This is a genomic window from Azospirillum brasilense, assembly GCF_001315015.1.
Classification (GTDB): Bacteria; Pseudomonadota; Alphaproteobacteria; order Azospirillales; family Azospirillaceae; genus Azospirillum; species Azospirillum brasilense.
In genome coordinates this window covers 173,304-187,655 of sequence record NZ_CP012918.1, presented here as the reverse complement: position 1 = coordinate 187,655, position 14,352 = coordinate 173,304, and the positions used below count along the sequence as shown (strand labels likewise).

Below are 14,352 nucleotides of genomic sequence, written 5' to 3'. Positions count from 1 at the left end.
GCCGACCAGTTTGCAAAGGAGGAAAGGCCATGACCACAGTCATCGATCCGCTCCACACCGAGCGTCCAACGGATGTCGTCCGCCGCCTTCTCGACACCGCCAAGGCCGAGGGCCGCAATGCGCTGACCGCGCCGGAAGCCAAGCAACTCTGCGATGTGTACGGCATTCCAGTGCCGAAGGAAGGCTTGGCGACGAGCGCCGAGGAAGCCGTCACCCTCGCCGAGGGTATGGGTTTCCCGGTGGTGATGAAAATCGTGTCGCCGCAGATCCTGCACAAGACTGAAGCCCGCGGCGTCCTGGTTGGTCTCCAGAACGCCGACGCCGTCCGACAAGGCTTCAGGACCATCATGGAGAACGCCCGCGCCCATGATCCCGGGGCGGGCTTGATCGGTGTGCAGGTCCAGCAGATGCTGCAGAGCGGCGTGGAGGTCATCGTCGGTTCCATCACGGACCCGAGTTTCGGCAAGCTGGTGGCCTTCGGCCTCGGTGGCGTGCTGGTCGAGGTGCTGAAGGACATCACCTTCCGCCTCGCCCCGGTCAGTCGCGAGGAAGCCCTCTCGATGCTTGACGGCATCCAGGCCGCGGAGATGCTGAAAGGCGTGCGTGGCGGCAAGGCGGTCGACCACGAAGCGCTCGCCGAGGTGATCGTCAACGTCTCGCGCCTCGTCGACGAGGTGCCGGAGATCGTCGAACTCGACCTCAACCCGGTCTTCGCGCGCGAGAACGGAGCCACCGCCGCCGACGTGCGCGTGGTCTTGGATTTCGCGGCCAGGACGCCGCGCTACCGCCCGTCGCAGGAGCAGATTGTCCGGCAGATGAACCGGATCATGAAGCCCGAGGCGGTGGCCGTCATCGGCGCCTCGGCCGAAGATGGGAAGATCGGCAACTCGGTGATGAAGAACCTCATCAACGGCGGCTACAAGGGCCAGATCTATCCGATCCATCCGAAGGCCGACGCCATCCTCGGCTACAGGGCCTACAAAAGCGTCAAGGACGTGCCGGGCGACATCGACGTGGCGGTGTTCGCCATTCCGGCCAAGTTCGTCGCCCAGGCGTTGGGCGAAGTCGGCGAGAAGAAAATCCCCGGTGCCGTGCTGATCCCTTCGGGCTTCGCCGAGACCGGCAACGTCGAAGGGCAGGAGGAGATCGTCGCCATCGCGCGCAAGCATGACGTGCGGCTGATGGGGCCGAACATCTACGGTTTCTACTACACGCCGGCAAACCTGTGCGCCACCTTCTGCACGCCGTACGACGTGAAGGGCAAGGCGGCGCTGTCGTCGCAGTCCGGCGGCATCGGCATGGCAATCATCGGCTTCAGCCGCTCCGCCAAGATGGGCGTTTCGGCGATCGTCGGGCTCGGCAACAAGTCGGACATCGATGAGGACGACCTGCTGTACTTCTTCGAACAGGACGACAACACCCAGGTCGTCGCCATGCACTGCGAGGACCTGAAGGACGGCCGGGCCTTCGCGGAGGCCGCCAAGCAGGTTTCGAAGAAGAAGCCGGTGGTCGTGCTGAAAGCCGGGCGCACGGCCCTTGGCGCACGGGCGGCCAGTTCCCACACGGGCGCGCTTGCCGGCAACGACAGGATTTACGAAGACGTGCTGCGGCAGTCGGGCGTGGTCCGGGCGCGCAGTCTGCAGGACCTGCTGCAATTCGCCCGTGGAATCCCGGTGTTGCCGACGCCGAAGGGCGAGAACGTCGTGATCATCACAGGCGCCGGCGGATCGGGTGTGCTGTTGTCGGACGCCTGCGTGGACAACGGCCTGTCGTTGATGGCGATGCCGCCGGACCTCGACGCCGCCTTCCGCAAATTCATCCCGCCTTTCGGCGCCGCCGGCAACCCGGTGGACATTACGGGTGGGGAACCGCCGTCGACCTACCAGAACACCATCCGGCTTGGCCTGGAGGACGACCGCATACACGCGTTGATCCTGGGCTACTGGCACACGATCATCACGCCGCCAATGGTGTTTGCCAAGCTCGTCATCGAGGTGAAGGAGGAGATGAAGGCGCAGGGCATCGAGAAGCCCATCGTCGCTTCGCTGGCCGGCGACGTCCAGGTGGAGGAGGCCGCGAACCACCTGTATGACCATGGCGTCGTGGCTTACCCCTACACGACCGAGACGCCGGTCGCGGTGCTGGGTGCCAAGTACAAGTGGGCTCGCGCGGCCGGGCTGGTTTAGGGCCTGTTAGCGCTTGATCCAATCGAGGGCGGCGGCGAGGCAAAGGACGCCCGTGAAGGAGTTGGCAGTTTTCTCGTAGCGGGTGGCAATGGCACCGTCAATTTGGCGTTGGACGGGTTGCGGGATCGGGCGAAGGCGGGATATGGAGCGGCATGACGACCCGCGCCGACCACCGCTATACTGGTTACCGCTACCCCGCCGAGGTCATCGCGACGGCGGTCTGGCTGTACTTCCGCTTTCCCCTGAGCCTGCGGATGGTCGAGGAGATGCTGGCAGCGCGCGGCATCCTCGTCAGTTATGAAACGGTGCGGCAGTGGGGCCTGAAGTTCGGCCGCGACATCGCCGACCAACTGCGCCGACGTGCTCCCCAGCGCGGCGACAAGTGGCACCTCGACGAGGTGGTCCTGACCATCGCTGGCAAGAAGCAGTATCTCTGGCGGGCCGTCGACCGCGATGGCTTCGTGCTCGATGTGCTGGTGCAGAGCCGGCGTGATGCCAAGGCGGCCAAGCGCCTGCTCTGCAAATTGCTGAAAAAGCAGGGCCGCACGCCGCGAGTGCTGGTGACCGACAAGCTGAAATCCTACGCGGCAGCGAAGAAGGACTTGAAGCTCGGCAGCGAGCATCGGCAAAGCCGCTACCTGAACAACGCCTGCGAAGTGTCACATCAGCCAACGCGACGGCGCGAGCGGCACATGAAGAGGTTCAAATCCGCCCGGCATGCCCAGAGGTTCCTCTCCACCCACAGCCCGATCCACAACCATTTCCAGCTCCGCCGCCATCTGATCTCCGCCACCGAGTACCGTGACACCCGAGCGCGCGCCTTCACCATCTGGCGCGAGGTGACCGGCCTCGCCCTGACCGCCTGAACCATCCAGAACGCAGGTTGTTCAGACCCTCAGCTCGTCAACCGGCCGTGAAGTTGACAGTACCCAATCTCACCCTCCAAGTGGCGTCCCTTGAAGTCCGACACGGCTTGGCTCCCAACAGCGTCCAGCCATTCCGCTGCCTGCCGGCCAACTTTGCAACAGAGCCCGAGGCCGATCCGTGGCATTGCTTGACCACAATCAAGGATAGCCCGAGCGATCTCGTCACCTTTTGTGCCGGATGGCGGCGTAACCGCCGATTCACAGGCTCACGGGAACAATCCGTCATCTGGACCGGGGCCGATCCAGGAGAGACGAACGCATGACGGAACGCTTCACCAAAGCGGCCGCCCGGAACATCTTTTACGGAGGATCGCTCTTCTTCTTCGTCGCCTTCGTCTCGCTGACGGCGGCAAGTCACATCTACGTCGTCAACACCGGCACCGACAGCAAGGGGCTGACCGACAGCGTCGCCCGCGGCAAGCATGTGTGGGAGAAGAATTCCTGCATCAATTGCCACACGCTGCTGGGCGAGGGCGCCTATTTCGCGCCGGAGTTGGGCAATGTCTGGATCCGCTACGGCGGCGACAAGGACCCGGAGGGCGCGCGCGCCGCGTTGGCCGGCTGGATGGCCGCCCAGCCCAGCGGCATCGAGGGCCGCCGCCAGATGCCGCAGTTCCACCTGACGGAGCAGGAGGTCAACGACCTCGCCGCCTTCCTGGAGTGGACCAGCCGCATCAACACCCAGAACTGGCCGCCCAAGATTTCCGGCTGACGAAGGACGAAAGGCCATGAAATACGAATCCCAAAAGGTCGCGCTGCCCTACTTCTACGGTGCGCTGGCCCTGTTCGGCGTTCAGCTCCTGGTCGGCCTGCTGGCCGGCACGGTCTATGTGCTGCCCAACGTCCTGTCGGAACTGCTTCCCTTCAACATCCTGCGGATGATCCACACGAACGCGCTGATCGTGTGGCTTCTGATGGGCTTCTTCGGCGCCGCCTACTACCTGATCCCGGAAGAGGCGGAGCGCGAGCTGCACAGCCCGAAGCTGGCCTACATCCAGTTCGGCCTGTTCATGTTCGGCGCGCTGGCCGCCGTCGTCGGCTACGTCTTCCGCATCCACGAGGGGCGGGAGTTCCTGGAGCAGCCGACGTGGATCAAGGTCGCGATCGTCGTCGTCGCGCTGATGTTCCTCTACAACATCTCCATGACGGTGCTGAAGGGCCGGCGCACGGTCATCACCAACATCCTGGTGATGGGGCTGTGGGGCATCGCTCTGTTCTTCCTGTTCTCCTTCTACAACCCGACCAACCTCGCGCTGGACAAGATGTACTGGTGGTACGTCGTCCATCTCTGGGTCGAGGGCGTGTGGGAGCTGGTGATGGCCTCGATCCTCGCCTTCCTGATGATCAAGATGACCGGCGTCGACCGCGAGATCGTCGAGAAGTGGCTCTACGCCATCGTCGGGCTGGCCCTCTTCTCCGGCCTGCTGGGCACCGGTCACCATTACTATTGGATCGGCACGCCGGGCTACTGGCAGTGGATCGGTTCGCTGTTCTCGACGCTGGAGGTCGCCCCCTTCTTCTTCATGGTCGTCTTCGCGGTGAAGATGGTGCTGAAGGGCGGGCGCGATCACCCGAACAAGGCCGCCCTGCTGTGGTCGGTCGGCTGCGCGGTGACGGCCTTCTTCGGGGCGGGCGTCTGGGGCTTCCTGCACACGCTGTCCTGGGTCAACTACTACACCCACGGCACGCAGGTGACGGCGGCGCACGGGCATCTCGCCTTCTTCGGCGCCTATGTGATGATCAACCTCGCCATCTTCAGCTACGCCATGCCGCATCTGCGCGGCGTCGCGCCCTACCACCAGACCCTCAACAAGGCCAGCTTCTGGCTGATGACCGGCGGCATGGCGGTGATGACCTTCGCCCTGACCTTCGCCGGGGTCGTGCAGGTCCACCTCCAGCGCGTGATGGGCATGGACTACATGACCGTCCAGGCGGAGATCGCCCCCTTCTACTGGGTGCGTCTGGCCGCCGGTGCCGCGGTGTTCATCGGCGCCGTCCTCTACCTCTACGCCCTGCTGGGTCCGGTGCCCGCGGCCCGGAAGACCACGGGGATCCGCGGGGCCGTCCAGCCTGCAGAGTAAAACACGTCAAACCCTCTCCTCTCCGGTGAGCGTCGCCATGCATACCGAAAGCCGAACCGGCCAACTCCTGCACGAAGACCATCACCGGCTCATTGATCTTCTAAACGAACTGGAAACCCATCTGGAACGCTGGAAGGACAAGCGTCTTCCCGTTCCGGATGCGGCAGAGCACCAGGCCCTTTCCCCTCATCGCGGTCGCAGGAGCTTATGAGCTGGTCACTGATCTTGCCGCCGATCATGAGACCCTGCGCCCTCTCTCGCCCGTCGCTTCGCCCGTCTGTGCGGGTTGGCTCTGCGGGAGGGTTTCGATGCGGTGCCATGGCTGTGTCGTGTCGGGCTGCGGAAGGCACGTCGGAACGTGAAACCCGGCGGCCGGCGAACTTCCCAACAATACCAGCATCTTTGAACCGGTCATCATGCCTCCTTCCGATTGTGTCACGCTCGATCTTCGCGACCTGCAGCCACCGGAGCCTCTTCTCCGTATCCTGGAGCGTATCGATTCCGGGAACGGGGAGCCGTTCGACGTGCGGCTAAAGCGCGACCCGCTGTTGCTGTATCCGGAATTGGCCGAGCGCGGCTGGACGTGGGAAAGGCTCGATGCGGAGACGGAAGAGAAGCGCCTGCGCCTTTTCCCTTTATCGAACGATTGAAAATTTGCAGCAAGCGTCGGCACTCTTGATGATCGTCAAGGGGTTTTGCGCGGCATCGACGATGATCCGGGATAACGAGCGCATCCGTTGCCATGCGGATTTCCGGGATCAGGACCATGCCGATGTCTTTTTCTCCCACCATGGCCGCCGGGGCGCCGGATCGTCTGCTGCCGCCCTCCGTGCCGTTTCGCTTCTTCGGATCAGCGATTCTCTTCAATGCGGCCGCCTGGCTGGCATTGGCGCTCGGCGACGATCCGGTGACCGGATATCTCGGCGGCAAGGGGCCGGTTCTGGCCGCCCTGCATCTGCTGACGCTGGGTGTCCTGGCAACCACGGCGCTCGGTGCCGCTTACCAGTTGCTGCCGATGGCCACGGCCCGCCCGGTGCGCTCTGTGAGATGGTCGCAAGCCAGTTTCTGGTTGTTCGTGCCGGGTGTGGCGCTGTTTGCCAGCGGTCTGACTGTGGGCGAGCGCACCCTGACGCACGCCGGAGCAGTCCTGCTGAGCAGCGGCCTCGCCGTGTTCGTCGCTCTGACGGTGGACAACCTTCGGGGAACCGCTGATATGCCGTTGGTGCGCCGCCACGTGCAGCTCGCCCTGGTGTCGCTGGTGGCGGTGGTGCTGTTGGGCCTCGTCCTACTGTCCGATTTCGATCACGGCCTCCTCCCCAATCACCCCTCTGTCGCCATGGTTCACATGGCTTTGGCCGGATACGGCTTCATGGGCATGTTGGTAATGGGCTTCAGCACCATTCTGGTGCCGATGCTGGCGCTGGCGCACGCTCCCGATGTCCGTCTCGGCCGCTGGGTCCTGGGCTTGGCGGCGTCCGGCTTGATGCTTGTGTTGGCGGGCGGCGTCGCCGGCGTGCGCTTCGCATTGCCGCTTGCCGCCATTGTGGGATTGGCGGCGGGCCTCCTCCACGTCCACGCCATGGCCGGGGTGCTGAAGCGGCGGATGCGGCGCAGGCTGGGAACGTCTTTTGTCCTGATCCGCGTAGGCTGGGGATTCCTGATCGCCTCCCTGGTTTTGGCTCTGGCGTTGAGCCTCGGAGCGCCGCTGCCGCCAGCCCTGCTTGGCGTGTTGTTGGTGCCGGGGTGGCTGTTGACCACACTGTTCGGCTTCCTTCAGCGCATCATGCCAACCTTGGCGCAGGCTCACCTCAGCGTACCCGGCGCCCGCGTTCCTTTGGTCTCGGCGCTGACGGCCGAAACGCCGTTGAAGGTCCATGCCATGTCGCATCTGAGCGCGGTCGCCCTGCTGGCGTCGGCGACCGTGCTCGGAAGTGAGGTGTTGGTTCGTTTGGCTGCCGGTGGGGGCCTGATCGCCGCCATCGCTTTCGGTTTCTTCGCCGTCATTCTGTTTCACCGCGCCGGCGCCTGCCGGCAGGGGGAATAGATCCCACTCTCTTCTCTCCAATATAGACAGAGACAACCGCAATCATGCTCCACTTAGCATCGCAAACCGGTCAACTTCTGCACGACGACCACATGGCAACGATCGAAATGCTTCGGAGATTGGATACTCTGCTGTCGCAGCACAGCATCAAGAAGGTCCCCGATCTGGCCAGTCCCAATATCCGCGCGATTTTTTCTGACACGCGCTCGATACTTGAGCGTGAAATGGGACGGCACTTTGGGTTCGAGGAAGAGCATCTTTTCCCGCGTCTGGTGGACTTGGGCCAATCCTGCATGACCAATCTTCTGAAAGCCGAGCACCGTGCCATCTTGCCAGTCGCTGAGGACGTCGCCCGACTGATGGGCGAAGCCTTGGCTGCTTCGACGATGTCGGACTGTGGGTGGAGGCAGCTCCGTGAACGAGCAGAAGAACTCATCGAGCGTGAAGCCAGCCATATCCAAAAAGAGGAGATGGGCCTGCTTGCTGCCATTGCTTCATTGGTAGACGCCGATGAGGATGCTCGCCTTGCTGCCGCCTTCCGCGCACTGGAAGACACTCCATCCTGATTGTCGGTTATGTTCGCCGACGCAGGACAGGAAAGCTGTCTGTCCGATTGCCCCCTTGATATCGGTCAATGCCGGGTAACATGTCAGCGGCAATCCTTTCATCCTCCCGTTGAGCCATAGCCGGCGGCCGATCCTGGCCGTCCGACCGCCTCCAATCCCGGATCACCGTAAACGGAAACGCGCGATGGATTACGAGAGTTTTTTCCGCACCCAGATCGTCAGCCTGAAGCAGGATGGCCGCTACCGGGTGTTCGCCAACCTCGAACGGCAAGCGGGGAACTTTCCGAAAGCCACCTTCCGCGACGCCGCCGGGAAGGAGCGGGAGGTCACGGTGTGGTGCTCCAACGACTATCTGGGCATGGGCCAGAATCCGGTCGTCCTGAAGGCGATGCACGACGCCATCGACGGCGTGGGTGCGGGCGCCGGCGGCACGCGCAACATCTCCGGCACCAACATCTACCACGTGCTGCTGGAGCGCGAGCTGGCCGACCTCCACCGGAAGGAGGCGGCTCTGCTGTTCACCTCCGGCTACGTGTCCAACGACGCGACGCTGGGGACGCTGGGCAAGCTGCTGCCGAACTGCGTGATCCTGTCCGACGCGCTGAACCACAATTCGATGATCACCGGCATCCGCAACAGCGGCGCCGAGAAGCACATCTTCCGCCACAACGACCCCAAGCATCTGGACGAGCTGCTGTCGCAGATCGCCCCGGACCGCCCGAAGGTCGTGGCTTTCGAGAGCGTCTATTCCATGGACGGCGACGTCGCCCCGATCCATGACCTGTGCGACGTCGCCGACAAGCACGGCGCCATGACCTATCTGGACGAGGTGCACGCGGTCGGCATGTACGGCCCGCGCGGCGGCGGCGTGGCGGAGCGCGACGGCGCCATGGACCGGCTGACCATCATCGAGGGCACGCTGGGCAAGGCCTTCGGCGTCCAGGGCGGCTACATCACCGGCTCCACCGCGCTGGTCGACTGCATCCGCAGCTTCGCCGCCGGCTTCATCTTCTCCACCTCCCTGTCGCCGGTCCTGGCCGCCGGGGCGCTGGCCAGCATCCGCTATCTGAAGCAGAGCCAGACGGAGCGCGACCAGCACCAGGAGCGCGCGGCGACGCTGAAGCGCCTGATGGCCGAGGCCGGCCTGCCGGTGATGCCGTCGGCCAGCCACATCGTCCCGGTGATGGTCGGCGACGCCCACCGCTGCAAGCGCGCCTCGGACGAGCTGATGGAACGGCACGACATCTACGTCCAGCCGATCAACTACCCGACCGTGCCGCGCGGCGGCGAGCGTCTGCGCTTCACCCCCACCCCGCTGCACAGCGACGCCGAGATGGCGCGGCTCGTCGACGCCCTGCTCGACGTGTGGAGCCGCCTGGACCTGCGTCTGGCGGCGTAAATGCCTGTTTTCCGTTAAAAAATCCCTCTCCCGCATCTGGTGGGAGAGGAAAAGGGCGGGGTTGCTATCCCGTACGGAAGGATAGGAATCCGCGCCAGCCCCCTGCTAGTAAAAATGTCTTTATGTCAGCGACCTCGGCTGCTCGCCGGCGTCCTTCCTTCATGCCTGCCTTGAGGGACTTCACACGGTTCCGTCACGGTGATCCTGTTCAACAATGTTATTGAGGTACTTGACTTGTCGCAGCTTGGTGAACCGCCATAGCTCGCCGTTCTTCATCATCGTCTTGCTCGCACTCGGGTAGGCGGCGTTCTTGTCAACCGTAAGGGTGCGCGGGTTGACCGTATGCGCCTGCTTCCGCGCCTTGCGGAGGAAGCGTCGGGCAACGGCGGCATCGCGCCTGGCGCGGAGCAGGAAGTCGATCATCTGTCCCCGCGCATCGACAGCGCGGTACAGGCACACCCACCGGCCCTTCACCTTCACGTAGGTCTCATACACGCGCCGGGAGCCCGTGGTCATGCGCAGATGCGGGCGTAGGCGCTGGTCTAGGTCCGGCGCATAAGCCTCGACCCAGCGCTCGAGGGTCGTGTGATCGACGGTCACGCCGCGGTCGGCCGGCATCTGCTCGAGATCACGGTCGCTGATCGGGAATTGCAGGTACCAACGCACCGCCCACAGGATCACCTCAGCCGCCGAAAAGGGCTGGGTTTTAACCGATCGCCTCCCGGACGCAAACGCTGCAACAGAACCGAGCGCGGAAGTCAGTCCTCTGCCCCTTTGGAGCGGAGCAGGTCACGGATGGCCTGGGACAGCCGATCCCGCTGCTCAGGCTCAAGATCGAATGCGAGATGCGCCTGATCGTCCTTTCCGACGCTCCGGACGACGAACTTCAGGGCCATCGGAATGCCGTCGATCCGAAGGATTCCGATAGAGCCAGCGCCCGCAGCCGCGATTCCCTTCAGCATGGCTCCACCTTCGGAGATGTCACCCAACAAAGCCACGCTCTTGTGCCCCTCGATTTCCACCCGGCAGGGGGCGTGAACGAGATGGCGCGGCTTGTGGCGCCGATCCACCTCGCTCATGGACGTCCTGACCACCCGCACCAGCACGTTGCGCAGTTCTTCGATGCTCAGCGCCACATCGCTCGCGACGTTCCGCACGTCGCCGGCACGGCTTCCAGTCGCCCGCACCTCGTCCGAGACCTCAGCGATCTTGCACGAGACATCCTGTGCCGCGACCGTGGTTTCGACGACGTTCCGGCTGATCTCCGACGTGGCTGCGCTCTGCTCTTCCATCGCCGCCGCGACCGCCCCGGAGACCGCCTCGATTTCCAGGACGGTGCCTCCAATGTCCTGCACCGCATGAACCGCGTCCTGTGTGACCGACTGGACGGCGGCGATCTGCGCCGCGATGTCCTCGGTTGCCTTGGCGGTCTGATTGGCCAAGTGTTTCACCTCGTTCGCCACCACGGCGAATCCCTTGCCCGCTTCTCCCGCGCGCGCCGCTTCGATGGTCGCGTTCAGCGCCAACAGGTTCGTCTGCGAGGCGATGTCGGAAATGAGCTTGCTGACGTCCCCGATCTTCGCCACCGCCTCGGACAGGGAGCTGATGGTGTTTTGCGTGCTGCGTCCCTTTTCGACCGCGCGCTTGGTGACCTCGGTCGCGTGCGAAACCTGGGCGCCGATTTCCCGGATCGCACCGGTGAGTTCTTCCGTGGCGGCGGCCACTGTCTGCGCGTTGGTCAATGCCTGCGCGGCGGCCGTGGCGACGGCCTGGGAATTCGATGACATGCGTCCCGCCGAATCCGCCATTGCCTGTGCGTTGGCATCCATCCGGTGCGTCCGCTCAGCCACGCTATCGACGGCGACCCTCGTCTCCCGCTCCACCGTCTCGGCCATCCTGTGCAACGCCGCGATCTTCGCCGCTTCGGAGGCGGCCCTCTCGCGCTCCTGCTCCGCGCGCAGGTGGGCGTTCTCGATTGCCTGGGCCTTGAACACGTCCATGGCGGCGGCCATGTCGCCGACTTCGTCGTGCCGGTCTCCTCCGACGATTTCGGTGTCCAGGCGCCCATCCGCCAGCGCCCGCATGCTTTCCGTCATTGCCCGCAACGGCCGGGCCACGCCGGCGGCGGCCGTCCATCCGGCCATCGTGGTCGCCAGCAGCACCGCCGCGAGTGTGGCGATGCTGAGCAGAACACTATTGAACGCCGTCTCGACGGTGCCATCGAGAACCACTTTCGCCGCCGCGGAGGCCGCGCGCTGCGCCGCAAAGATGGTGTCGATCCCGTGGGTCGCCGCGGCGAACCAATCGTCGCCCGTCACCGTGTATGGCTGCGCGGTGCCGCTGGACTGGAATACCGCCATGCGGAGCGGGTCGATCTTGTCGAGATACACGCGCATGATCGCGCCGTAGGCGTCGGCGAAGGCCGGGCCGAAGGCGTCCTTCGCCTCGGCGACTCTGGCGAGCGAGCCTTCGACCTCGCCGCGGGCCGTGAGTACGACCTCCAATTCCCTAAGGCTCAGCGGCTTTCCGCCGGAGATGACCGCCGCCAGAGTGGCGCGCTCGCGTCCGGCGAATTCAGCCGCCCGCCAGAGCGCGGCCTTCAGCTCGAAAGCCTGGACCACGGGGGCCACGACGCCCGTGGACACCGTGACTTCCAACGCCGCCCGAAGATCCTGGCCGGCCATGATGAGAGCCGTAACGGTGGGAATCCACGTCTGCCTAAGCCCCTCCGAGGCCAAGCCGTTTCGTAGCGCGGCATCGACCTCGGTGCGAGCCTCGTCGGCGAGACGCCCGGTCCGGGCCAGTTGCTTGACGGCGACGTCGATTCGAGGGGTGCGCGGCAACCGGTCGATGGCGCCGATCGCCTCTTCGAAAGCCTGGTTCCCCTCCAGACGCTTGGCGCGAATGACGGGGTTCGGGCGCTGTGGATCGCCGAGCGCTACGGCGGTGGAGCCACGTTCGACCGCCCAGGCGGCGGCGGCGATGTACAGCCTGTCGGCGGTGACGTTTACCGAAGCCGCATGCCGCGCCACGGTGAGAGCTTCCCACGACACCATGGCTCGATAGGCGCTCGCTATGATCAGCAACGCGCCCAGCAGGCCCACTGGCAGCAGGATTTTCAGTTTGATGGACATAAGCTCTCTCCGCCCGGCCGATGAACCGATGGGGGTCCGTTCGCCATTCCGGCACGGCACAGTTTCACTTACGAGTTGACTGCAGACAGGCCGCTCAACCTTGACTTCGGTCAAGCGCTCGGCCTCTTGCACGTTTCGCGGGGAGTCCGGCAACGAAAAGGACATGGCGGTCGAGCGGATCGGTACCCGGCATGCCTCGCGCCTGATTTTATCACAAAAAACTAATGGAATAATGTGCCCTTGCTGCCCAAAAGGACGCAAACACCCTTGATCTCCGTCAAGAGCGAAACTTCCAGCACTGGGTAACTTGCCTGAAGATCGCGCTTCGGCACGCTTCCGGTAAGCACTGCGCATTGGCGCAAGGTCAAGGGCCAGGACATGATGGACCTGAACATCGCTCACCTCGTGGCGAATACGCCGATCCTCGCACATCTCCCCAAGGAGGAGAGCCAAAGGCTGGTCGCCTACGGCGAAGGCCGGACTTTCGCCGCGGGCGACACCCTGCTGTTGGCGAACGAGCCGGCCGAGCGGTTCCTCATCGTGCTCGCGGGCAGCGTCGTGCTGGATCGCCCGGCCGATGGGCTTGTTCCGGAAATCTACGGCAAGGGCGAGCCGGTTGGCCTGGAGGCCGTGCTGGAAGGTGGGGTGCAACCGGCGGGTGCCCAGGCGTTGACCGAGGGCGGTGCCCTGATCGTTCCAGCCGACAGCTTTCGAGATCATCTTGAAACGCGCTTCGACATGATGCTCGGCCTGTTGGCCGTAACGTCCGCGCGGCTGCGCGGCACCATTCACGAGATCACGGAGATCAAGCTGCTGTCCACGACGCAGCGTCTGGCGAGTTACCTGCTGGGGCTTGCGAAGGCGCAGGCGCGGCCCGGCGCGGCGGGTCCACAGAAAATCCTGCTGCCTTGCGAGAAGCAAGTCCTGGCCGAACGGCTGGGCATGCAGCCGGAAAGCCTGTCGCGGGCATTCGCCAAGCTGCGCGGGGTCGGCCTGACCACCGGGCGCGACGAGGTGGTGCGCATCGACAGCCTTTCAGAATTGGCGCGATTCTGCGCCGAACTGGAAGACGAGTTCCCTGGCTGACGCGGCGCGGCGGTCGGACCGGAAAGAGCAACGTGGAGAGTGGGTGCCATGGTTTGCAGCGTGAAGATGTGCGCGGTCCGAGATGCCGGCCTGCCGGGCGCACGATGTCGTAGCCGGGCCTGCCGGCGCCGGCGACTGGAACCGAACTCGCTCCATGGTTTGCCCATGTTCGAGGGGTTGCCGCACGATCAGATTCTCCATCTCCTGTCCGGCGCGTCGATCGGCATCCATCCGCCGCGCACGCCGCTGTTCGACGCCGGCAGCACGGCGGACGCCTTCTACATCCTGCTTCGTGGACGGGTAAAGCTGTTCGCTCTGACGGAGGACGGCAAGGAGAGCATCGTCGAAATCATCCACCCCGTGACCACCTTTGCGGAAGCGGCGATGTTCGCCAGCGGCAATTATCCGGTCAGCGCGGCAACCATCGAAGAATCAGACCTGGTGCGGGTGCGCTCCAAGACCTTTTTGGCCTGCCTGAAGCAGAATCCGGAGTTGGGGCGCCGCATCCTGGCGGCACTGTTCCGATGGAACCGCCGCCTCGACAACGAACTGCGTGTGCTGAAGGAGCTGACACCGATCCGCAGACTGGCCGGCTTCCTGCTTACCCTGGTTCCCGAGGAGGACGGGGCGGCGGTGATCGATCTGCCCTTGAAAAAGGTGGTGATCGCCAACCGTCTCGGCATGGAGCCGGAAAGCCTCTCGCGCGCGCTCGCCCGTCTGCGCGACCTCGGCGTCAGTTCGAAGGGCCGTACGGTGGAAGTCGCCGATATTGGAAAGCTGCGCGCGTTCTACACCGACGAGCGGCCCGCCGAGACTCCGCGCGACATCCCCGTCCGGGCGCGTCGCAACCTAACCAAAGTCAAGGATGCGACCGCCACTTGACAGCGAAACTGCATCTCAGAGGGAAATCTCCCGTGGTCTCACAGCCGG

11 protein-coding genes and 2 pseudogenes are annotated in these 14,352 nt (G+C 64.4%); 10 read left to right on the top strand and 3 right to left on the bottom strand.

What is annotated here, in order from left to right; translation table 11 throughout:
- Positions 1–29 precede the first annotated feature (29 nt).
- A complete protein-coding gene (locus AMK58_RS28655; RefSeq protein WP_035679914.1) occupies positions 30–2,186 on the top strand; it encodes an acetate--CoA ligase family protein in 2,157 nt (718 codons plus the stop codon).
- A 6-nt stretch (positions 2,187–2,192) separates the two neighbouring features.
- On the opposite strand, the pseudogene AMK58_RS30785 reads toward AMK58_RS28655, so the two are convergent.
- Positions 2,193–2,279, bottom strand: a pseudogene (locus AMK58_RS30785) (IS5-like element ISMex42 family transposase); the annotation flags it as partial.
- Between the two features lie 59 nt (positions 2,280–2,338).
- Between AMK58_RS30785 and AMK58_RS28650 the strand changes: the two are divergent.
- From AMK58_RS28650 to hemA, 7 genes are all read left to right on the top strand, one after another.
- On the top strand, positions 2,339–3,052 hold the full coding sequence (locus AMK58_RS28650; protein WP_059399804.1) for an IS6 family transposase: 714 nt from the start codon (positions 2,339–2,341) through the stop codon (positions 3,050–3,052).
- A gap of 319 nt (positions 3,053–3,371) precedes the next feature.
- Positions 3,372–3,824, top strand: coding sequence for a c-type cytochrome (locus AMK58_RS28645; RefSeq protein ID WP_059399803.1), 453 nt, complete (start codon positions 3,372–3,374; stop codon positions 3,822–3,824).
- A 16-nt stretch (positions 3,825–3,840) separates the two neighbouring features.
- The gene (locus AMK58_RS28640) at positions 3,841–5,193 is read left to right on the top strand and encodes a cbb3-type cytochrome c oxidase subunit I (RefSeq protein WP_059399802.1); all 1,353 of its coding nucleotides are present in this window, start codon (positions 3,841–3,843) and stop codon (positions 5,191–5,193) included.
- 416 nt (positions 5,194–5,609) lie between these two features.
- Positions 5,610–5,843, top strand: a complete 234-nt coding sequence (locus AMK58_RS28635; protein ID WP_035684003.1) for a DUF2249 domain-containing protein — start codon at positions 5,610–5,612, stop codon at positions 5,841–5,843.
- Positions 5,844–5,959: 116 nt separating this feature from the next.
- Positions 5,960–7,237, top strand: a complete 1,278-nt coding sequence (locus tag AMK58_RS28630) for a hypothetical protein (protein WP_146206614.1) — start codon at positions 5,960–5,962, stop codon at positions 7,235–7,237.
- Positions 7,238–7,281: 44 nt separating this feature from the next.
- Positions 7,282–7,803 carry a hemerythrin domain-containing protein gene (locus AMK58_RS28625; protein ID WP_035684001.1) on the top strand — a complete coding sequence of 174 codons (522 nt, stop codon included), beginning with the start codon at positions 7,282–7,284 and terminating at the stop codon, positions 7,801–7,803.
- Between the two features lie 184 nt (positions 7,804–7,987).
- The gene (gene hemA, locus AMK58_RS28620; protein ID WP_059399801.1) at positions 7,988–9,202 is read left to right on the top strand and encodes a 5-aminolevulinate synthase; all 1,215 of its coding nucleotides are present in this window, start codon (positions 7,988–7,990) and stop codon (positions 9,200–9,202) included.
- Positions 9,203–9,397: 195 nt separating this feature from the next.
- On the opposite strand, the pseudogene AMK58_RS28615 reads toward hemA, so the two are convergent.
- Both AMK58_RS28615 and AMK58_RS31645 read right to left on the bottom strand, forming a co-directional pair.
- Positions 9,398–9,883 (bottom strand): annotated as a pseudogene (locus AMK58_RS28615) (IS6 family transposase); the annotation flags it as partial.
- 77 nt (positions 9,884–9,960) lie between these two features.
- Positions 9,961–12,336, bottom strand: coding sequence for a methyl-accepting chemotaxis protein (locus AMK58_RS31645; RefSeq protein ID WP_059399800.1), 2,376 nt, complete (start codon positions 12,334–12,336; stop codon positions 9,961–9,963).
- Between the two features lie 378 nt (positions 12,337–12,714).
- On the opposite strand from AMK58_RS31645, the gene AMK58_RS28605 reads away from it, so the two are divergent.
- Both AMK58_RS28605 and AMK58_RS28600 read left to right on the top strand, forming a co-directional pair.
- Entirely contained in the window at positions 12,715–13,422 is a 708-nt protein-coding gene (locus AMK58_RS28605) for a Crp/Fnr family transcriptional regulator (RefSeq protein ID WP_051141089.1), read from the top strand.
- A 48-nt stretch (positions 13,423–13,470) separates the two neighbouring features.
- A complete protein-coding gene (locus AMK58_RS28600) occupies positions 13,471–14,304 on the top strand; it encodes a Crp/Fnr family transcriptional regulator (protein WP_081650391.1) in 834 nt (277 codons plus the stop codon).
- Positions 14,305–14,352 lie beyond the last annotated feature (48 nt).